The sequence below is a fragment of the Candidatus Neomarinimicrobiota bacterium genome, assembly GCA_021734025.1.
Taxonomy (GTDB): domain Bacteria; phylum Fidelibacterota; class JAANXI01; order JAANXI01; family JAANXI01; genus JAANXI01.
On sequence record JAIPJS010000004.1, the window covers coordinates 200,806 to 221,459 of the forward strand.

Genomic DNA, 20,654 nt, shown 5'->3' on the forward strand with positions numbered 1-20,654 from the left:
AATAATTTAGATGTTTTTTCACAAAGAATAAACAACGGTAAAACCGGTATTAGGCTTAATCCTCACCCCTGGAATGAAATTCCAAGGCTATTCGCTCGGGTTCGCACTTCACCAGAGGAAACATTGCTGGTCAAGCAGGTACTAATTTTTTTATCAGCTGTCATCACCTCAATCTGCGTTATCAGCGTGTTATATTTTTCAATCTTTGCCCGTATCGTTCAATCTTCCTCTGATACTCCTCGGCCACCGGCTTATCCCGCTTTTCGGCGCCCTGGTGCAAAATTTCCAGCTTTTCGATCAATTCTTTATACAGCGCTCTTTTCCATTCCACTGGAAGATCCTTGTCAGCGTGCTTTTCCATGGCCTGCACCCGCCAGCGATCCATGCCCCAATATTGGGCAGAAAGCTGATCCTGGTGTCCGCCGTATCTCGTTAAGAGCGGTTCGTCAAGCAGTCCGATGGGATAGTGCACCAGTACCCGGAGCCAGAAGTCGTAATCCTCGCAGGCCGGCATGGATTCGTCGAAGTAACCGATTTCATCGAAGATTGGTCGATGAATCACCGCCGCCGACGGGCTCACCAGGCAGAGTTTCAGGCTTTCGGTAAAAATCCGCCCACCCTTTTTCCGGTGAATATCACGCTTGTTGACGCGCTTCCCGTTTCGCACCCATATTTCGTTACACTGGGATACCTCTAACTCAGGATGTACCTTATGATACTTCACCTGGCGCTCCAGCTTCTCCGGCATCCATTCGTCGTCGGAGTCCAGGAGTGCAATCCATCTGCTTTCACTATTTTTAATTGCCGTATTCCGTGCTGTGGACACACCATTGTTATCGGGATGTGTGAAAACCCGGATGAGATCGGGATTGGACTGGTGGTATTTTTCCAATACTGCGGTGGTACCGTCAGTGGAACCGTCGTCGGTGACAAGGATTTCTTTGGGCGGATACGTTTGGTTCAGGACTGAGTTGAGGGCGCGCTGTACTTTGTCCGGACGGTTATAGACCGGGATGACGACAGCTATATCCATCTATGCCAGGAGACGGCTTTTATGTTCCTGCAGATACTCCAGGAAGCCGTACATCAGATCGCTCAAATCATGCGTGGCGTCTTCCAGATTGGCCATAAAATCCTTTATTGCGAACTCGTCGGCGTTGTCACTCACATACTTCATCGAGATAAACGGTATGGCGTATTCCCCGGCGACTTCCGCCAAACTGAAGCACTCCATATCCACAACCTGGGCGGTGGTCTCTCTGTAGATAGTCCGCCGCTGTTGTTCATCGGTCACAGCTTTGTCAGTAGAGTAGATTGGTCCCCGGAAATACGGGCGCTTCAAAGTCACCAGATACTCAATACAGTGGTCGCTCCAGATGGTGTCCAGCGCAATGGTATCCCCGCCGTTTGAGGCGGCTTCCGTGCCGACGACGAGGTCTTCGACTGTCCGATCCGGATGAATTGCGCCGCTCGTGCCAAAATTAATCAGGAGATCCGGACGAATATCATCATCGGAGAGCTGTTTCAGCGTATTTCCCATACTCTTTCGGGCGTTCTCCATGCCGATCCCGGTGCGCACCAGTCGAACGGCGCTATGCCCGGTCTCCAGCAGATAGACCTTCCCGTGTCCATTATTGTAACTCTCCTCAACCGAAAATTTGGCTTTAAACGGGTCCAGTTCCAGCTGGTGTGCCACTGCGATCACGATATTCATATACGATTTCCCGGAATGAAATTAGTTTGCCTCACAACGGAGATAAGTTTAGAACGGAACGCCCCGATTTGCAAGGGGAGTATTAATTTCACCACCAGACAATAGCCTCACCAGTCATCCTGAACGGAGTCCGATTTATCGGAGGCGCCGTCCCAAGGGGATCCTTTCAAGGGTCGCCGACGGTTTAGAAATGAAACTGAATTCACCGCCACCGACGCCGAGAGCGATCGGCGGTGGAATATGTTCGGCTTCAACTGAGATTCCAAGGGTGCCTAAGGTAGCCTCGCAATCTTATTACGAGGCGAGAAGAGCATATTTATGGGTCAGGAGGTTCCTTCACGAGATTCCTCCTCCGGGAGGAGTCTCTGGTGAGACACTCATCCGGCAGCCGCCGGACTCGGTCGGAATGATTCTGTTTGTTTACCTGAACACCCGAACACTCTAAATACAAAAAGCCACCTCGGAAAGGTGGCTTTTTGTATTACTGCTTTTATGTAACTGATCTTACGACGTTTTGCCCTGTTCCTTCAGGACTGCCTGGGCTGCGGCAAGCCGGGCAATCGGCAGACGGAACGGTGAGCAACTGACGTAGTTGAGTCCGATACGATGGCAGAACTCTACGGAGGCCGGTTCGCCGCCGTGTTCGCCACAGATACCGACCTTGAGCTCGGGCCGGGTTTTCCGTCCAAGTTCCACGCCCATCTCCATCAGTCTTCCGACACCGGTCTGATCGATAGCCGCGAACGGATCCTTCTTGTAGATCTTCCGTTCCACGTATTCCGGCAGGAACCGGCCAGCGTCATCTCTGGAGATACCCAGGGTTGTCTGGGTGAGATCGTTGGTACCGAAGCTGAAGAACTCAGCATTCTTGGCGATGTCATCAGCCGTTAACGCGGCCCGCGGAATCTCAATCATGGTCCCGACCAGGTAGTCCACCTGGATGCCGGTCTCTTCGAGCACGGCTTCCGCTTCTGCCCGCGCCTCTTTTTCCTGCAGGCGCAGCTCTTCGGCATTGCCAACCAGCGGAATCATAATCTCCGGATGGGGATCGCCGCCCTCTTTCTTGACTTCGCAGGCGGCTTCCATGATCGCCCGCACCTGCATCCGGGTGATTTCCGGATAGGTGATGCCGAGACGGCAGCCGCGATGTCCGAGCATCGGGTTCATCTCATGGAGCGCCTCAATGTTATTCCGGATCTTTTCTTCGGAGACATCGAGTTTCTTTGCAAGATCCACGATTTCTTCATCAGTATGCGGCAGGAATTCGTGCAGCGGTGGATCCAGTGTCCGAATTGTAACCGGACGAGATTCCATCGCCTCGAAGATGCCCTTGAAGTCATCCCGCTGCATCGGCAGGAGTTTCTCAAGCGCTTTTTCGCGGCCTTCCGTGTCGTCGGCGAGAATCATTTCACGCACCGCATCGATCCTGTTGCCGCCGAAGAACATATGTTCGGTCCGGGTCAGCCCGATACCTTCGGCACCAAGTGCCACCGCAGATTTCGCCTGATCCGGCTGGTCGGCGTTGGTCCGGACTCCGAGTTCGCGAACATCGTCGGCCCATTCCATAAATTCTTTGAAGATATGAAAATCTTTGGACTCATCCGGCTCCATGGTGCCTTCGATCAGCACACGCACCACTTCGGACGGCTCCGTTTCCAGTCCGCCTGCGATGACTTCGCCCATGGTACCGTCAATGGAGATCCAGTCGCCTTCTTTGACCACACGGCCGTCAGGCAGCGTCATCTGGCGCTTCTTATAGCTAATCTCCAGGGCGTCACAGCCGACGATACATGTTTTACCCATCTGGCGGGCAACCAGTGCCGCATGCGAGGTCATACCGCCGCGGGCGGTCAAAATACCTTCCGCGGCATCCATACCACGGATGTCTTCCGGGCTGGTTTCCAACCGCACCAGGATTACATCCTCGCCGCGCTTCTTCCATTCCACGGCATCCGGTGCGTTAAACACAACGCGACCGCTTGCGGCGCCGGGACCGGCGGGCAATCCTTCGGCCAATTTCTTCCCCTCATCAAGCGCTTTCTGTTTTTCGTCCGGATTGAACAGTGGCCGGAGCAGCTGGTTCAGATATTCCGGATCTTCTACGCGGAGCAGAGCCGTATCCTTGTTGATTAATCCTTCTTCCACCATTTCGGCGGCCATGCGGATAGCGGCGATTGCCGTCCGTTTCCCGTTTCGGGTCTGGAGCATCCAGAGTTTGCCATCCTGAATGGTGAACTCAAGATCCTGCATATTCTTGTAGTGCTTTTCCAGCCGATCCTGGATCTCGATGAGTTCGTTATACTGTTCCGGCATTTCTGTTTCCAGAGATGTCGGACCGTCTTGGGTTTCGTCCTCCTTGTTAATCGGATGCGGCGTCCGGATACCGGCAACCACATCTTCACCCTGGGCGTTCGGCAGGTACTCACCGAAAAATTTATTTTCGCCCGTGGCCGGATTTCGCGTAAAAGCTACACCGGTAGCAGACCCTTCACCGAGGTTACCGAAAACCATGGTCTGTACGTTGACCGCGGTTCCCCACTCATCCGGGATATTGTTCAGTTCGCGGTATGCAATAGCGCGCTCGTTATTCCAGGAACCGAAGACTGCACCGATAGACATCCAGAGCTGCTTTTCCGGATCTTCAGGGAACGGCTCACCGGTTTTGGCTTCGATAATTTCTTTATAATTATCAACCAGTTCTTTCAGCGCCTCGACGCTCAAATCAACGTCTTCATCTGCACCGTACTTATCTTTGATTTTATCCAGTTCGACTTCAAACGGATCTTCATCATCTTTGGACTCGGGACGGATTCCCAATACTACGTCGCCAAACATAGTGACAAAACGACGATACGAATCCCATGCGAATCGTGGGTTCGCCCGCTCGGCGAGCCCCTGCACGGCTTCGTCATTTAGCCCCAGGTTCAGCACCGTATCCATCATTCCCGGCATGGAAGCACGTGCGCCGGATCGAACAGAGAATAGCAGCGGATCTTCCTTATCGCCGAATTTCTTCCCCATCACATCTTCGACTTTCTTCAACGCTTTCTCAACCTGATCCTCCAGGCCTTCCGGATAGGTATCGTCATGTGTGTAATAGTACGTACACACTTCCGTTGAAATTGAAAAGCCGGGCGGTACCGGCACCCCGAGATTAGTCATCTCCGCAAGGTTGGCGCCTTTGCCTCCCAGCAGATTCTTCATCTCGGCCGAACCTTCTGCCTGGCCATCGCCAAAATAATAGACGTATTTGTCGTTACTCATACAAGCTCCTGTCAGTCTGTTATGGTTTTAAAGATTAACAATCCATATGCCTTTGTGTGTTCAACTCCCCGTTAAAATGGCCAATCTGTCTGACTCAGTTGCTGGTGTTCAAAGTGCCCGTTTTCTATAAAGTGCAGCGATTGGCGCAACGTTTGATCCTGCATCATGATGTTCGCATGAATGGCATGCACCAGGATAAAATCCTGTGCTCCATTCAATTTGGTTTGTTCAACCGAGATGGTGCCGTCATCATCGCCGGGAAGATACCAGGCATAGCCGTACTTTCCGCCTGTTCCTCCGGCTATAATACCAAACTCTACCGGCGGTATACCGGCATTCGGCGCAAAGGCGTCGGCGCCGGTAGTCAAATAGTCCACATTCTTTTTATAGAGCCACCGGAACGGCGGAAATTCCTGGAGTTCATCAGCAATCAGGCTGCCCTGATTCGGCGGTGCAATCATCACAAATCGGCCCGGATGCGGCGGGGGATACTTCTCCAGGTAATACCGGATAATAATGCCGCCCATGCTGTGGGTAACAAAGTGGATCCTGTGTTCCAGATAGTCCTGTCCACGGAGTATAGAATCAAGTTTTGCCGCATTTTCCTCGACGGTATAATCCCGGCTGTCATAATCCCAGTTGAAGGTGAGATAGCCCTCATTTTCAAACATATTCTGGAGCCGTTTCATGGAATACGCCGTTTTCAGGGCGCCATGCAGCAACACCACCATCTCCTGGTGTTCTCCAGCTTGCATTGCGGGGGGTACACTTTCTCCGGCAAGCACATCCTGTTGAAATCCGGCAAAGCCACTATAAAAAGGAATAATAAAAAGAAGGCCTGTAAAAACAGCAAATCGCAATATTTGATTCACCTTCTTCAACATATCAAGGTAATGTAGATGAATTTTTATAGGATTTCAATAATTCTGTGGAAATAACTAACAGATGGACAAAATTATACGCGGGGGACAGATTGGGAAGGTGCAAACAGTTATAAAGTCACCCAATAAACGATCGAACGTCGCACCCAGGCGGACCACGCCCCGTCGATAACCCAATCGCTGGGAGTTGTGTATCCTTTCATATAGCCCTTTCCGGGATGATAGACGCTGTTGTGATAAGCATACACGGAGAAGCGGTAAACGCCAACCACATCCATAAGCGGCAGGGTATACGTCGTATCCGGCCCGATATCGGCTTCTAATTGCACACTCTCTTCACCATTGCCCTCTATGTACACAAGTTCCACCATATACCGGGACACGGAATCCGCCATCGACCAGACCGGCCGTGGCTCAGCGCCCCTCAAAACATGTATTGTATCGGCGCCGTCAGTATAAATCCGGAAGTCTCCTGGCGTAGTGACGGAGTCCACAAACATGCGGTCCTGGATGGAGACTTCCATCGTATACGTCGAGTCGTGTCGAAATTCGGCGACGGTTTGCTCCAGCACGTATCGCTCGGAACGATCGATATTCGTCATGGGCACGCCGTTGACCATCGGATCAAGCCCGTACATGGGCGAGCCGAGTCGGCGGACATCCATAATAACGCCAAAATCATTGGTCGTTTGGTAGACCACGCCATCCAGAGTGACATCCTGAATATCGACGTTATGCCCTTCACAGGTATACAGGGAAATCCCGGCGATACAAGCGAAGAGAACTACTATTGAAATTCGTTTACTATAATCCATAACTTAAATTTGGAACTTCTGCCGTGCTTTTCCAAAGAAATAATCACCATCCATTTCTTTGGAATAAGACCAGAGGAAGGATAATTCCCCGGAAAAATATCTTCAGATTAAACCGGGGCGCGAAGTTATAGGGTAATCGTCTGCTGGTACACTGTTTCCCGCAGATCGATCATCACGAGTTCGATGGAGCGAACTTTCCAGCGATAAAAAAGGCGGTATTTTCCGAGCCGGAAATACGCCAATCCTTCGAGCCCGTTTTTAAGCATGGTACCCTTCACTTCCTTTTCGGATAGCTTTTTCAGGTAACTAAAAATTTTCTGCTGGGTCTCCGGATGAAGATCCTGCAGCGCCTTTTTCACCGGAGGCAGGACTTTGATTCTGACCGGCTGATCATAGGTCTTTTTTGCATTCAGCCGATCCCGAAATAGTTCATCGGAGGTTAGCGATAATCCCTCCCCGCGACTCAGCTCATGCATACTCTTCAGAATAGTCTTATAAAAATCCACATCCCGCATTATCTCCATGGTCTCGTGCCAGCCGTCAAACGTTTCCTGGCTTAACAGGACTGCAATAGCTTCACCGTTCCGGGTAATGCTGATGGGATTATCAGTTTCGGAGACCTCCTCCACGAATTGACTCAATTTCATTTTCACTTCCGATAGTGATAGTGTTTTCATAGATGACCCTCTATATCACATTAATTCAAGATGTCTAAAATTTCGACTAAAATACAGTCGTTAATATTGGTCAAAAACAGGAGAATTGCAAGCATACGATTTCGCGCATCCGTAGTTTTCCAATAAACTTCCGGGTGCGTTAAAACGAGATAAGATTCGGTAAGAATTCAGTGAGCCACGGAATATAGGTGATCGCCATGACGCCCAGGAGGAGAATAATCAAAGGAACAACTGTAGAAAGATAGACTTCCGTTAATGGCTTGTCGAATCGGTAGGAAGAGAGAAACAGGTTCATGCCGATTGGCGGCGTCAGGAAGCCGAGTTCAAGGTTGGCGAGAAAAATGATGCCAAGGTGAACAGGATCGATACCGAAAGCGGCGCCCAGCGGAGTAATTAATGGAACTACCACCACCAGCGCAGAGAAAATTTCCATAATCGCGCCAGTCAGGATCAGAAAGATATTCAATAACAGGAGAAAGACATATTTCGACTCAATGTGCGCCTGCACCCACGCCAGGGTCTTCATTGGAATTTGTGCGTCGATCAGGTAGCTGGTGAATCCCATAGCCACACCGAGAATAATGAGGACCCCGCCAACCAAAATGGCACACTCTTTCAATACCTCGCGGAAATCTTTACCAAGACCGAGATCGCGGTAGACAAACACCTCGATGGCCAGCGTGTAAGCGGCCGCGATAGCTGCCGTTTCCACCAGCGAGGCGTACCCGCCGAAAATTCCGATCAGGATAATAAACGGGATCGCCACTTCCCACTTGGCCTTCCATAGCGAATCCAGCGCGTCCTGCCAGCCGAACGGCGTTCGCGTGACTGATTTTGTTGCTGCACCGTGTCGGAATCCCCAAAGCGCCAGAAGTCCCAACAACAGCAAGCCCGGAATAATCCCGCCTAGGAACAGATTCGGCACCGGTACGTGGGCGATTACCGCATACAGAATAATCGGCAGACTCGGGGGAAATAGCAATCCCAGCGAACCTGAAGCCGTCACCAATCCCAGCGAGAACTCTTCCTTATAGCCGGCACGGAGCAGCAGCGGCATTAGCAGGCCACCAAACGCCAGAATCGTAACGCCGGAGCCGCCGGTGAATGCCGTAAAAAACGCGCAGACCAGGATAGTCGCAATCGCTTCCCCGCCGGGCATCCAGCCGAACCAGGTCCGGAATACCCGGACCAGTCGCTTGGACGCGCCACCTTCCGAGAGGAAATAACCAGCCAGCGTAAACAACGGAATCGTCGGAAGGATCGGCGACGTAACGATGCGATACATTTCGCTGGGAATAGAGGCAATCGGTACCTGATTATGCCAGAATAAGAGTAACGCTGCACCGCCCAGCGCGATGAACACCGGCGTCCCGGCGATAATCGCCAGAAAGAGTACCACAAATCCAACCCAGACAATACCGGAACCGGCCAGCGAAGAAAAAATCCCGATCATGCTTAATCCGACAATCACCGAAAGGCCTGCAAGTCGTTCGGTGATTGTCTCGGTGCCGTGCATGAACAGCCGGATAGCGATAAGCAGGAAGCCCAGCGGCATAACCAGTTCCGCGGCCCAGGTCGGCACACCACCCATAATGTACGTGGGAAACTCAAACTCGGATTTCACTAGATCAAAACTGGCTTTGGCGAGTCCCAGCGATACGGCGGATCCTACGGTACACGCAATAAAATTAGCTGTGTGGGAGAGTTTGGAGTCACCCTGTAAAAACTGAATCCCCAGGGTAAATGAAAGGAGCCGGTCATATCGCGCGGCCAGCGCGGCCCCCACAACACCGATCCAGAGCGTCAGGTGCTGGACCACCAATACCGCCCCGGGCATACTTGAACCGAGGAAATTCCGGGTAATGATTTCACCGAGCGGCAACAGCATGAGCGCGAGGAGAATCAGGTAGGTAAACCAGCTCTCTACGGCTTCCAATACGGAAGAAACGGATGTCGGTGTCTTGAGGCCCAGCACGCTGTATTTCGTTTCCGGTGTTAATCAGGGTTGTGGAATTGAAGGTATATAATGTAGTGTGCAATTGACGGAGACGCACGTAAAAAGTAACTATTTCAATCGCTGATCCCGCCCAGCGTCCGTAAGAACCCACAGAGAACTCTCGGACGCAATATTCTTGTTCCTTTTGGCTTTGAAATACTTATCCTGCATTATTCATAAATCGGAAAAAATTAACGTCTTCCATATGCGGTAAGATCAATGTTTTTCTGTTTTCACACAGCCTGCATAGAACGTCTCTCCTTGGAACATTTCCAATACTTTCTCTGGTTCTGAAAAACCCACTGAATATTTATTCAATTGGATTCCCGAAAAATGTGCTGCTATTTCATGAATTATGCAGGGTATATTGAAAATATAGTTATTCCGAGCGGAGCAAAGTGAAGCCTCCCGGGAAGGTCTCATCAGTGACTTTTGGTGAATGACTCCTCCTGGAGGAGGAATCTCGGGAATTACTCTCCCAGGATGAAATCACCAGATCCTTCCCCGCAGTGATCCCGTTGGGCTCGCTCTGCTCGCTCAGGATGACTAGTGTTGCTTTTATCCTAGGACTAATCAAGAACCAAGTCATTCCGACTGAATCCCGGCGGCTGCCGGCCCTCCGTTTTATGAAGACTGACTACTTGTATTTTACCGAGAATCCTCCGCAACGATATCAACCCTCCCGTCACCGACCGCTACCAGCGTCGGTGACCCTTAAAGGGATCACCGACGGGAAATCAAGTCATTCCGACCGCTCATGACATGTCGGGAGAGCGAAGAAATCTTGTGAGGGAACTTCCGGAGTTGAGTTGACGAGATCCTTCCCCAAAGGGATCCCCTTGGGACGGCTCCTCCGCTTGCGCGGAGTCGCTCAGGATGACTAGTAGGTTTTGGTATTGTGGAAAAGTAAAATAAAATGAGTCATCCCGACCGAGCGTCAGCGAACGGAGGAATCACGTAAAGAAATCCCCAGCGCCACAAATACACCTTTTCCCGTCTCGCAATGAGATTGCGAGGCTAACGTATGGAGCCTTTGAATTTCATTCAAAGGCAGGACTCCACTCTGGAGGACTCGTTGGTATGCACTGGGAAAATCTACTTCACCGCCTGGCTACTATCCTGCTTTGACTGCCGGTATTCCTTGAGTTGCGGCCAGAGATTCATCACGCGTTCGTGCATTGCGTCCGGAACCAGAACACCTTTGAATCCGGGGTAATAAGACTCGGTCTCTTTTCGCCAGACCTCCATCATTTCTTCGTCCGGCGTATGCACTACTAGCCCGTGCTTTTTCATAATGTCGATGGCCTGATCCGAATTATACCGAATTTCGTTCTTAATCCGCTTGCTGCGCTCTATCGCGGCCTCTCGCATTGGTTCCCGATACTGTTCCGGCACCCGTTCCCACGCCTTATTGGTGATCACGAACCCGCCGGAGAGTGCTGCCCATTTCACGTTCAGCATATGGTTGGCGATACCGAACCACTGGGACGACAGCACCAAAAATGCCGGCGCCTGCACCACGTCAATGAGTCCGGTCTGGAGTCCCGGGAGCACGTCACTAGTCGTCAACGGGACAGGATTAAATCCGGAGGACCTCCATAGTTCGAGATCGTCAAAATCCGTGGCGCGGGTAAATAGTTTCAAGCTTTTTACATCTGCTGGCTTCATGATCGGTTCGGTGGAAAAAAAGTATATCCAGCCGACATCCGCCCAGAAGAGCAGTTCAAATCCCCGGTCGCTAAATTTTTGCCGCAGGGACGGACCGATCCGCTCCCGTAACCAGTCCAATTCGTCCCAGCTTTGCACCATCATTGGATAATTGAGCCCGTACACCGCATCATGGATAAATTGCAATCCCTTCGTGCTAACGGCCGCCGCCTGAATTTGGTCGATGCGCATCTTTCGAATCATATCGCGTTCGTCACCGGTCACGCCACCGGGATAGATCCGGACGGAGACTTCGCCATTTGTAATCTTCTCCCAATCGGTCGCGATATCCTGCAGTACCTCGTAATATCCGGTAGATTTCGGCACTAACGTCGCAATTTTAATCTGAATCGGCTTCGCCGCTGATTGAGTAAACGGAGATAGTATCAGCCCAAGCACTGCCACTCCCACTATACCGCGAGAAAATTTTTTTAAATATAAGGTCATAAATATTTCCGATTGTGTTTAGAAATTAATACCGATTTCAGTTTCTGGTGACATTAGTAAAAATATCGATCTATATGTTCCAGCAGCCATTCAGCCCGCCGGTGTGCCAATGCATTTGACAATCGTAAATCCGGATATTTCTCTATATCCACGGCCAGCGCTTTGTCTAGTAATTTCCGGAATCGTTCCTGATCCTGCTGCCGGACGGCTATCGCTTCCGCCGCCGTCACATAAGTACCGGCGGAGTGCCCCTGGTTTAGTTCCAGTGCCCGCTGAAAGTGGTACTCTGCCGAATCTATAGAGCCCCCCATACCGGCGCGGCCGGCCTGAAACGAAATCATAAAGTCGTGCAGCTGACCGTCTCCCCAGGTGTCATCCAGCTCCAGCGCCCGGGTGATCAGGGCTTCCACCTTGGGTAAGTCCAAAACCAACTTGTAATCGTCTGTATCCGAACTGATGGCGCTGCCCCATGAGGCCGCCGTCCAGTAAAGAAATGAAAGGTCGTCCACGGAAACTTGTTGCACTGTTGAGTCCGCATTTTGATTAAGACCGGCACGAAATCCGGGATACTTTACCTCCAGGCCCCGGAGTCCATAATCTCTGGCACGGAGGAACATCTGTTTCCCGCGATCCCGCATCTGCCGGGCTTGCTCGATATTCCCGTTTTCCTCGACCACATCGGCCTCTTGCATGATAAAGGCATGTGAATACATGGTGAATCCGCCGGCCGCCGCATTCAATAGCTGGGGGTTCTCCGGCGACCCGGTTAAAAGCATCTCCACCATTTTCAGGGTGGAGGGCATAGCTTCCTCGACGAACTCCGGATCGCCATCTCTGGTATAGGCGTCCATGGCGTTATCGAACGAACCGGCAACCTGCCTCATGGCCATCTTTTTGACGGAACAGCCAGAGAGAAGAATCAGGACGATGCCGGTCAAAATGACAAATCGACTGCGCTGGTCAATCATATCCAAAGATTCCCGTAACGTTTAATTGGGCAGGAACAAATTGTGTTTATCAATCAAGGATGCGGAGATGTGCAGTAAATCCCGCTGGTTATAATGTATAAAAGAATAGGAGCGCTGGCAGGTTATTTCTCAAATATTCTGGCAATAGAATGACCCTTCCCCGCAGGGATCCCGTTGGGGCGGCTGCGGTTCGATTCCATCGAATCCTCGCTCAGGATGACTGGTGTTGCTTTTGTCCTAGAATGATTAAAAAAAACGAGTCATCCCGACCGAGCGGAGCGAGTGGAGGGATCTGGTAAAGAAACCTCCGGAGTGTAAATGGCGAGAACCCTCCACCGCAGGGATCCTTTCCGAGACGACAAGTCATTCGACGTGGATTACGACGGATTTAAAGGGCGGTTCATTTGCTACATTCCCCGTTCCTGTTTCACCTGCTGGTAGGCGTCGTTGATGGCCTTGAATTTTTCTTCGGCTACCTGCGTAAATTCGTCTCCCAGATGAGACACCTTATCCGGATGGTATTTCCGCGCCAGTTTTCGATATGCCTCCTTTACCTCCTCATCGTCAGCACTTCGGTCGACTCCAAGGATTTCGTAGGCATTCTCCTCTGCTGCATGACGGGACTGACGAGTCCGCGTCCGATCGGAGCCGCCGTTCATGAACATCGCCCGAATACTCCGCAGATCCTGCGGGCTAATACCCATACCATTGGAAATTTCTTCGATAGCATTCAGCTCGGACTGATTCAGGTCGCCGTCGGCGCTGGCGATGCCAAAAAGCAAGTGCAGCAATTCCAGTCGCTCGCTGTACGGTACGTGCCGCCGAACCTGTTTACACACCGGCTCAATGGGATAATCCTGCTTCACGATGTCCTTGTACATCTGCATCAAATCCCGCGCGTTGGAAGTGCCGAAGTTGTCCACCAGGAATCGTTTGACGTACTGTACCTCCGATGACATAACCTGCCCGTCGGCTCGGGTCACATAGCCAAAAAGCACCAGGAGACTAGCCATCATATCGCCGGCGCGGTTCTGCGTCGAACGACTACCAAAATCCATGGAAGTCCCCTCAGAAAACTGATTGCCGAGAATTCCGCCTAAAATAGCGCCGATAGGCCCGCCGAGTACCCAGCCGAGTCCGGCGCCGATTAGTGTTCCTTTTAATCCCATAGAATACTTACTCCGAATCTATTTCCAGTAATATTGTATCCTTTTCAATGCTCTCATTTTGCTGCACATGGATTTTTGCGATTACTCCCCCGATGGGCGCCTTGATCTCGTTCTCCATCTTCATGGCTTCCAGGCTCATCAGGCCGTCATCCGGAGCCACGGTCTGTCCCTCTTCCACTTCGATTTCCACCACTTTACCGGGGATCGGCGCCTTCACCACACCGTGCATTTCGGCCGCCTTTTTCCCCATGCCGTACCGTTCGCGAATCAGGTCAACTTCGTCCTTCAGGATCACGTCCACCGACTGATTCCGGTGCGTCACCTCAAATCCGGCGCCGTTCGGCTCCACCTGAAGCAGGTAAGATTGTCCGTCCAGCAGCACAGAATACCGGGTCGGTGAAATACGCTCGTAATCTATGATGTCGCCCGACTCAGCCAGCCGGATCTCCATTATCCTGCCATTGGCTTCGACGGACAGTTCAACCTCCTGCTCCTCGATGGCTGCCACGTATTTCATCCTTGCAGCCCCCGTTCCCGCCCGGTACTTTTCCACTTGTTCGACTTCGTTTCGGGTTCACGATTTGCCGGGGATTTTCCATTGGTTTCTTCATGAGCAAAGAGAGTAGATGCCACACTTGCCGGCACATCGAACCGGATTGCTTCCTTCGACTGCGTCAGAATATCATCCAAATGTTCTTCCAGGATATGCGTATCGTACTTGCCCTCGGCAAATTTCCCGAACCGCAGCACGTTCGCACAGAATCCCAGCGATGTCTTCACCCCGGTGATGGCAAATTCCTCCAGCGCACGCAGTGACCGCCGGATCGCTTCTTCTCTGGAATTGCCCCAACAGACCAGTTTCCCGATCATCGGATCGTAGTGTGTCGTAATCTTCAGTCCGGCGTACACGCCACCGTCAAATCGGACGCCGAATCCGTCCGGTACATGCATATCGGTGATGGTGCCGATGGACGGTGCAAAATTCTGGCGGGCATCCTCGGCGTAAATCCGGCATTCGATGGCATGCCCCTGTGACGTGATCTCCTCCTGTGACCACGGTAATTCCTCACCATTCGCCACATCGATTTGTGCCTTCACCAGGTCGATGCCGGTGATCTGCTCGGTGACGGGGTGCTCCACCTGGAGGCGGGTATTCATCTCCAGAAAGTAGAAATTGCGGTACTTGTCCACGAGGCACTCTACAGTACCGGCGCCGACATAATCGCAAGCTCTGGCTACCTCTACGGCTGCCTCGCCCATCTCCCGGCGAAGCTTATCCGTCATAAACGGAGATGGCGATTCCTCGATAATCTTCTGGTAGCGTCGCTGCACCGAGCACTCCCGCTCGTTCAGATGAATGACGTTTCCGTGCTGATCCGCGAGGATCTGGAATTCGATATGGTGCGGCTCTTCCAAATACTTTTCCACGTACACCCGGGGATCACTGAAGGCATTCTTTGCTTCGTTTGAGGCTGCCTGGATTGACTTTTCGAGTTCGGATTCTTCATGCACAATGCGCATCCCCTTGCCGCCGCCACCGCCGACTGCCTTGATGAGCACCGGAAATCCGATATCCCTGGCGACATCCGCCGCCACCTGCACATCTTCAACAGGCTCTTCCAGTCCCGGAACGATGGGAACACCGGCTGCACTGACTTTTTTCCGTGCGGCGATCTTGTCCCCCATGGAAGCAATGGACTTCGGATTCGGTCCGATGAAAATCAATCCGGCATCCTGCACCTTCCGGGCGAATTCTGCGTTCTCCGCCAGAAAGCCGTATCCCGGATGCACCGCGTCGCATCCGGCATCTCTGGCAACATCAATCAGCTTGTCCTGTCGCAGATAACTCTCCGACGACGCCTTTCCGATATGATACGCCTCATCGGCGTAGAGCACATGCGGCGCCAGGCGATCCGGCGTAGAATAGACGGCCACTGCCTCAATATCCATCTCGTGGCACGCCCGGATAATCCGGTGTGCTATTTCTCCTCGATTGGCTATAAGTATCTTCAGAATCATGAGTGATGAATCTTAAGCACAGATTGCATCTGAGTCAAGCCGGGAGGAGAGACAAAGACTGGAGACCGGGGATGGGGGATGGGAGACAGAAGACGGGAAATACCAACAGACTGCAACCACAAATCCAAGTCCGGAGGGACGAGCATATCCAATCCTACCAATTTATTGGTGGGAACCGGTGCCATAAAACCGTGCAAAATCCCGGCAGGGATGGCTGGAATACGAAACAATAACACTATCCCACCTTATACCCTATCCCCCTTTTTTTCGCTGTGTGAGATTAATCACTGTATCTCTTCCACCTGACCTCTACTGTTCTCCGTGATGAGAGGAATAGACACATTTGGGGCGTGAAGGGAAGGGAGACAATGAAAAAGATCCAATATATTGTGACAGCGGTACTATTATTGATCTGGTTCCCTTATCACGGAAACGCCCAGCATATGGGCGCTAAGGGTGGTCTGAACATGGCGAATTTTGCCGGTGAAAGTGCCGACAACATGGAATACCGGGCCGGCGGAATACTGGGCGCCTATGTATACCTCCCGGTGACATCACAGTTCGGGATTCAACCGGAAATCTACTACTCTCAACGAGGTTCCCGGAGCGATGGCACTATAGGGGAGACCGATATCGATGCACGGATCGACATGCAATATATCGATCTTCCGGTCCTTGCGGTACTGCATACCCGTACTGGTCTCCGGTTTTACGGTGGTCCGGGAATGGCGTTTTTCCTGGACGGGACGATCCACACTGAAGCCACCGGCCAACTGCTCGGCTGGGATGTGAATGAGTCCGGGACATCCGAAATCAACGAGAATGACGTCAAATCTCCCAGTGTATTCCTGAGTGGCGGTGTCGGCTATAATTTTGGCGGTATGACGCTGGATCTCCGCTATCACCGTAGCGTGGAAAATGTCTGGGACACGCCCTCGGAGGATAATGAGTTACAGCATTCCGACATCCAGATAATGCTTGGCATACCGTTTTAAGGATATGGACATACTAACACACATCTATGGAGACAATATTATGCGTATCATAAAAAAAATCCTGCTAACTGGAATCGTGATATCACTTGCAGGCCTTGTCATCACCTGTGAAAAAGAAGGTACCGCGGAGCGGGCTGGAAAGAAATTGGATCAGAAAATAGAGCAGGCGAAAGATATGGTCGATAACTCTGCAGAGGCTATCAAGAACAGCCTCGGAGACCAAGGTACTATGGAAAACGCCGGCGAAAAAATTGATCAGATAGCGGAAGATACCAAGGAAAAGCTGAACGAGTTGGCGCAGGATATTAAAACCGGCAGCGAAGGTACCGCCGAACAGGCTGGCGAGAAGATCGATCAGATTGTCCGGGATGCCCGGGAGAAAATGCACCAAATGATAGATGGTGAATAGCTGAACATACCATCGTTTAACTATTTGCACAAGAGATGCCATTCCGTTCCGGCGGGATGGCATCTTTTTTTAATGTCCAACCGTCCCGAAAGGATCCTGTTGGGGCAGGATGTCCAATCTACTGTCGACGTGCCCATGCCTACCCGGGGATTGAAAATTGAAGAAAGAAAAGTGAAAAAGGGAGAAGGTGGGGGGATACACGGGAAGAAGCCCAACGGGCTTCAACATGAATAGCCGCCGGTGAACCCGGTGGATCGGGGTAAATTCACAGTGAGACAACCCCGCATGGAGTTAAACGGATTATACAAGCCCCCAAGAGTCTCGTCAAGGGACATCCGTTTGGCGAGATCCGGGAATTTCTGACGCCGCTGCTCCAGTCCATTGAAGGGCTGTCGGTGGAACGGCTGTCCGAACTGGCCGGATTTCTCTGAGACAACGCCTGAGTTACTCCTCCTTTTGGGATAGTCCGCGCCTCAAAGTGTCTGGTCTATTACGCCAATGTGACGCATCCTTCCAATCCAGTCTGCAATTCGGGCGTGATATCCCTCACTTCCTGACAGTCAGTCATGATTTTTATCACTGGCATAGTCTGTGCGTCTGTTTATAATCGATAAAAGAAGGAGGTCTGATTATGAATAATGCAATGTTTCAAGAAGTGATAAATCAAAATTTGGCTGAAAAATTTTGGAACGAACTGAATAATGAATCCGAGATACCTGTGGAATTTGCGGACGCTGCTCTCTGTTTTACAACCTTGAGACAGCTAACGCACGGTGACAACACCGTAGATATGCCACAGGCTTAAATAGAGCACTCTTAAAACTCGTAATCGCAACAATAACCGCCCCGGTGAATTCCGGGGCGGTTTTGTGTTTCATTGGGCAACTCTCCTTGCCAAAATTCTGAAAATACTCTTAAACGCAAATACATACTCAGAAGTCATCATCCCATACTTCTATTACGTTCAGGTGGGAAATTTTAAAGAGACGAATAAGATGTTTCTGTTGAAAAACGTCTAAAAAATCTTCACCCGGGGATGTTCACCAGTGATTGAGAGTAAAGCGGAGGTGCCGAAACTAATCCCCGGAATTCACCTGGAATCTGGAATCCGGCGGAACTGCCATTTTCTTTCTTCAGGTATTATCAATACTTTTATTTTGTAAATACTCTTCCTATGCAAAAGTCCGTCTTTAAACAAAAACCAAAAGGATATATAGCTATGAATAAAGTCATATTGATTACGGGTGCTTCTTCAGGTATTGGCAAAGCCACTGCCCGGCGATTACTGGAGGATGGGCATACTGTTTACGGTGCGGCCCGGCGAGTGGAGAAAATGCAGGAGCTCGAAGAGAAAGGCGGCCATGCGATGCCCATGGACGTAACCAGTAATGAGGATATCACAAGAGTTGTGAACAAGATCCTTGAGGAACAGAAGAGAATCGATGTCCTGATTAACAATGCCGGTTATGCGATTTACGGTGCTGTCTAAGATACGGACATCGATGATGCCCGCCGTCAGTTCGAGGTGAACCTGTTTGGACTGGCCGCAATTACCAAAGAAGTCCTGCCATCCATGCGGAAGAAGGAGTCGGGTACGATCATAAATATCTCCTCCATGGGCGGAAAAATATATACGCCCCTCGGGGCCTGGTATCATGCCTCCAAACACGCGCTGGAAGGCTGGTCGGATTCTCTGCGGTTGGAAGTCAAGCAATTCGGAATTGATGTAGTGATCATCGAGCCGGGGATCATCAAAACGGGATTCGAAGAAGTCATGATGCAGCCGATGCTGGATCGTTCCGGAGACGGCTCGTATAGTGAAATGGCTAAGGCAGTAGCTCGGACCACCGAAAATTCGTACGAGAGTGGTTCTTCGCCACCTACCGTAGTCGCTGATGCCATTGCAAAAGCCGTTCGGGCCAAAAAGCCGAAAACCCGGTACGCCATGGGCAAAATGGCCAAAACAACGATTTTTCTTCGTAAATGTCTCAGCGATCGGCTTTTTGATACTGCGATGATGAACCAGGTGAAGTAACCTGGAATATATTCGGATAACCGTTTGTTGTTAACACTCCAACCTAAAGTGCGGCAGTACGTATTCTTGACGATCCCTTCATCTATATATATACTAAGTATTCTTATCATTCGTGCCATCCACTTTCAGGAAGCTATTTTGGATGCCATTATATACGACAGACGCTCAATGAATATTGGTGTTTTTCGAACCCTGATGGTTTTTAAAAAAGCTCTCTGTTAGGAGCCACATAGCGTTGAGTAATAATACAATCCGAAAGGAGAAATAGATGGCAGGCTATGATGCAACCATAGATACCGTAATTATCGGCGGGGGCCAGGCAGGATTGGCCATGAGTTATCTGCTGACGCAACAGGACCGGGAGCACCTTATACTCGAAAAACAGCAGCGAATTGGCGAATCGTGGCGCAATCGCTGGGATTCGTTTACACTGGTGACGCCGAACTGGCAGCTGCAACTCCCGGGCTTTCCGTATCAGGGCGACGATCCGGACGGCTTTCTGTCCCGGGATGAAGTAGTTAAGTACCTCGAGGACTACACCGCGTCGTTCAATCCACCTATCCGCTATGGTATCGAGGTGAAGTCCGTGAAGAGAGATGTGGCGTCCGAAAAATATATGATTCACACAGATGACCAGGCCTACGAAGCTACAAACGTGGTGGTGGCTGTCGGGACACATCAATTTCCGAATATTCCGGAGTGCCGCAAAAAAGTTCCACCGGAGATGAACCAGTTGCATAGTTGCGACTACAAAAATCCGGAGTCGCTACCGAAGGGCGGCGTACTGGTAGTCGGCAGCGGACAGTCCGGTAGCCAGATTGCCAAAGAATTACATGAGAACGGACGGAAAGTCCATTTGTGTGTGGGCAGCGCTCGTCGTCTCCCGCGCCAGTATCGCGGCAGAGATTGTATGTGGTGGGCGGATCAACTCGGAATATTTGACGAGACCATGGAGCAACTGGACTCGCCGGCCGAACGTTTTGCCGCGAATCCGCAAGTTTCCGGTCAAAACGGCGGCCAGGATATCAATCTGCATCAATTTGCCCGAGACGGGATTACATTGTTGGGGCGTCTGGAAGACGTGAACGATGGGAGAATTTTTCTGGCAAAGGACCTCCACCAAAACCTCGCCGCCGCCGACAAAATGGCTGAACAAATCCGGCAGGGCGCGGACACGTTCGTAGAAAAAGCCGGATTAGACTTACCTGAAGAAGAGGTTGATGAACCAAAAGATGGTTTTGAGCAGGAGGAAATCCCTGAATTGGATCTGGCCGAAAATGGTATCAACAACATCCTCTGGGCCACCGGATTCGGCTGGGATTACAACTGGATTCATCTGCCGGTTTTTGATGAGTTCGATTATCCTATCCAGCAGCAGGGTGTGACGGAGTATCCCGGACTCTATTTTCTGGGACTGCACTTCCTCCACACCCGCAAGTCAGGACTTTTTCTCGGACTGGGAGAGGACGCCAGGTACGTAGCCGACCATCTTGCCGAACGGTGACCAGGGACACGGGAAATTGAGTTGAGCCCTTCTCCGCTGAGGGAATTAAACAGC

At 51.1% G+C, this 20,654-nt stretch carries 16 protein-coding genes and 1 pseudogene; 5 read left to right on the top strand and 12 right to left on the bottom strand.

Annotated elements, in window-relative coordinates; genetic code table 11:
- Nucleotides 1-181: 181 nt before the first annotated feature.
- From K9N57_06640 to K9N57_06695, 12 genes are all read right to left on the bottom strand, one after another.
- The gene (locus K9N57_06640) at nucleotides 182-1,033 is read right to left on the bottom strand and encodes a glycosyltransferase (protein MCF7803849.1); all 852 of its coding nucleotides are present in this window, start codon (nucleotides 1,031-1,033) and stop codon (nucleotides 182-184) included.
- The gene (locus K9N57_06645) at nucleotides 1,034-1,714 is read right to left on the bottom strand and encodes a 5'-methylthioadenosine/S-adenosylhomocysteine nucleosidase (GenBank protein ID MCF7803850.1); all 681 of its coding nucleotides are present in this window, start codon (nucleotides 1,712-1,714) and stop codon (nucleotides 1,034-1,036) included. It lies immediately after the preceding gene.
- Between the two features lie 504 nt (nucleotides 1,715-2,218).
- Nucleotides 2,219-4,978, bottom strand: a complete 2,760-nt coding sequence (ppdK, locus tag K9N57_06650; GenBank protein MCF7803851.1) for a pyruvate, phosphate dikinase — start codon at nucleotides 4,976-4,978, stop codon at nucleotides 2,219-2,221.
- Between the two features lie 71 nt (nucleotides 4,979-5,049).
- Nucleotides 5,050-5,733, bottom strand: coding sequence for a hypothetical protein (locus K9N57_06655; protein MCF7803852.1), 684 nt, complete (start codon nucleotides 5,731-5,733; stop codon nucleotides 5,050-5,052).
- A 236-nt stretch (nucleotides 5,734-5,969) separates the two neighbouring features.
- Nucleotides 5,970-6,674 carry a hypothetical protein gene (locus tag K9N57_06660; protein MCF7803853.1) on the bottom strand — a complete coding sequence of 235 codons (705 nt, stop codon included), beginning with the start codon at nucleotides 6,672-6,674 and terminating at the stop codon, nucleotides 5,970-5,972.
- Nucleotides 6,675-6,799: 125 nt separating this feature from the next.
- Nucleotides 6,800-7,321, bottom strand: coding sequence for a type II toxin-antitoxin system prevent-host-death family antitoxin (locus K9N57_06665; GenBank protein MCF7803854.1), 522 nt, complete (start codon nucleotides 7,319-7,321; stop codon nucleotides 6,800-6,802).
- A 169-nt stretch (nucleotides 7,322-7,490) separates the two neighbouring features.
- Complete coding sequence (locus K9N57_06670) at nucleotides 7,491-9,326, bottom strand: TRAP transporter large permease subunit (GenBank protein MCF7803855.1); 1,836 nt, start codon at nucleotides 9,324-9,326, stop codon at nucleotides 7,491-7,493.
- 1,116 nt (nucleotides 9,327-10,442) lie between these two features.
- A complete protein-coding gene (gene dctP / locus K9N57_06675) occupies nucleotides 10,443-11,501 on the bottom strand; it encodes a TRAP transporter substrate-binding protein DctP (protein ID MCF7803856.1) in 1,059 nt (352 codons plus the stop codon).
- Between the two features lie 53 nt (nucleotides 11,502-11,554).
- Nucleotides 11,555-12,469 carry a TRAP transporter TatT component family protein gene (locus K9N57_06680; GenBank protein MCF7803857.1) on the bottom strand — a complete coding sequence of 305 codons (915 nt, stop codon included), beginning with the start codon at nucleotides 12,467-12,469 and terminating at the stop codon, nucleotides 11,555-11,557.
- A gap of 407 nt (nucleotides 12,470-12,876) precedes the next feature.
- Nucleotides 12,877-13,638, bottom strand: a complete 762-nt coding sequence (locus tag K9N57_06685) for a TerB family tellurite resistance protein (GenBank protein ID MCF7803858.1) — start codon at nucleotides 13,636-13,638, stop codon at nucleotides 12,877-12,879.
- Between the two features lie 7 nt (nucleotides 13,639-13,645).
- Nucleotides 13,646-14,155, bottom strand: coding sequence for a biotin/lipoyl-binding protein (locus K9N57_06690; GenBank protein MCF7803859.1), 510 nt, complete (start codon nucleotides 14,153-14,155; stop codon nucleotides 13,646-13,648).
- On the bottom strand, nucleotides 14,152-15,657 hold the full coding sequence (locus tag K9N57_06695; protein ID MCF7803860.1) for an acetyl-CoA carboxylase biotin carboxylase subunit: 1,506 nt from the start codon (nucleotides 15,655-15,657) through the stop codon (nucleotides 14,152-14,154). Before K9N57_06695 ends, K9N57_06690 begins: the two co-directional genes overlap by 4 nt.
- Nucleotides 15,658-16,025: 368 nt before the next feature.
- Here K9N57_06695 and K9N57_06700 point away from each other — a divergent pair, with 368 nt between their 5' ends.
- The 5 genes and pseudogenes from K9N57_06700 (at nucleotide 16,026) to K9N57_06720 (ending at nucleotide 20,600) form a co-directional block, all read left to right on the top strand.
- Nucleotides 16,026-16,652 carry a PorT family protein gene (locus K9N57_06700; GenBank protein MCF7803861.1) on the top strand — a complete coding sequence of 209 codons (627 nt, stop codon included), beginning with the start codon at nucleotides 16,026-16,028 and terminating at the stop codon, nucleotides 16,650-16,652.
- A 40-nt stretch (nucleotides 16,653-16,692) separates the two neighbouring features.
- Nucleotides 16,693-17,061 carry a hypothetical protein gene (locus K9N57_06705; protein ID MCF7803862.1) on the top strand — a complete coding sequence of 123 codons (369 nt, stop codon included), beginning with the start codon at nucleotides 16,693-16,695 and terminating at the stop codon, nucleotides 17,059-17,061.
- A gap of 631 nt (nucleotides 17,062-17,692) precedes the next feature.
- On the top strand, nucleotides 17,693-17,866 hold the full coding sequence (locus K9N57_06710; protein ID MCF7803863.1) for a hypothetical protein: 174 nt from the start codon (nucleotides 17,693-17,695) through the stop codon (nucleotides 17,864-17,866).
- A 414-nt stretch (nucleotides 17,867-18,280) separates the two neighbouring features.
- Nucleotides 18,281-19,096, top strand: a pseudogene (locus K9N57_06715) (SDR family NAD(P)-dependent oxidoreductase).
- 268 nt (nucleotides 19,097-19,364) lie between these two features.
- Entirely contained in the window at nucleotides 19,365-20,600 is a 1,236-nt protein-coding gene (locus tag K9N57_06720; GenBank protein ID MCF7803864.1) for an NAD(P)-binding domain-containing protein, read from the top strand.
- The last annotated feature ends 54 nt before the right edge of the window (nucleotides 20,601-20,654 follow it).

What these genes read in the sequence shown, in the direction of transcription:
- K9N57_06640 (MCF7803849.1), bottom strand. Translation starts at nt 1,033, where the DNA reads ATGGATATAGCTGTCGTCATCCCGGTCTATAACCGTCCGGACAAAGTA.
- K9N57_06710 (MCF7803863.1), top strand. Translation starts at nt 17,693, where the DNA reads ATGAATAATGCAATGTTTCAAGAAGTGATAAATCAAAATTTGGCTGAA.
- K9N57_06690 (MCF7803859.1), bottom strand. Translation starts at nt 14,155, where the DNA reads ATGAAATACGTGGCAGCCATCGAGGAGCAGGAGGTTGAACTGTCCGTC.
- K9N57_06685 (MCF7803858.1), bottom strand. Translation starts at nt 13,638, where the DNA reads ATGGGATTAAAAGGAACACTAATCGGCGCCGGACTCGGCTGGGTACTC.
- K9N57_06700 (MCF7803861.1), top strand. Translation starts at nt 16,026, where the DNA reads ATGAAAAAGATCCAATATATTGTGACAGCGGTACTATTATTGATCTGG.
- K9N57_06665 (MCF7803854.1), bottom strand. Translation starts at nt 7,321, where the DNA reads ATGAAATTGAGTCAATTCGTGGAGGAGGTCTCCGAAACTGATAATCCC.
- K9N57_06645 (MCF7803850.1), bottom strand. Translation starts at nt 1,714, where the DNA reads ATGAATATCGTGATCGCAGTGGCACACCAGCTGGAACTGGACCCGTTT.
- ppdK (MCF7803851.1), bottom strand. Translation starts at nt 4,978, where the DNA reads ATGAGTAACGACAAATACGTCTATTATTTTGGCGATGGCCAGGCAGAA.
- K9N57_06695 (MCF7803860.1), bottom strand. Translation starts at nt 15,657, where the DNA reads ATGATTCTGAAGATACTTATAGCCAATCGAGGAGAAATAGCACACCGG.
- K9N57_06660 (MCF7803853.1), bottom strand. Translation starts at nt 6,674, where the DNA reads ATGGATTATAGTAAACGAATTTCAATAGTAGTTCTCTTCGCTTGTATC.
- K9N57_06720 (MCF7803864.1), top strand. Translation starts at nt 19,365, where the DNA reads ATGGCAGGCTATGATGCAACCATAGATACCGTAATTATCGGCGGGGGC.
- K9N57_06705 (MCF7803862.1), top strand. Translation starts at nt 16,693, where the DNA reads ATGCGTATCATAAAAAAAATCCTGCTAACTGGAATCGTGATATCACTT.
- K9N57_06655 (MCF7803852.1), bottom strand. Translation starts at nt 5,733, where the DNA reads ATGCAAGCTGGAGAACACCAGGAGATGGTGGTGTTGCTGCATGGCGCC.
- K9N57_06680 (MCF7803857.1), bottom strand. Translation starts at nt 12,469, where the DNA reads ATGATTGACCAGCGCAGTCGATTTGTCATTTTGACCGGCATCGTCCTG.
- dctP (MCF7803856.1), bottom strand. Translation starts at nt 11,501, where the DNA reads ATGACCTTATATTTAAAAAAATTTTCTCGCGGTATAGTGGGAGTGGCA.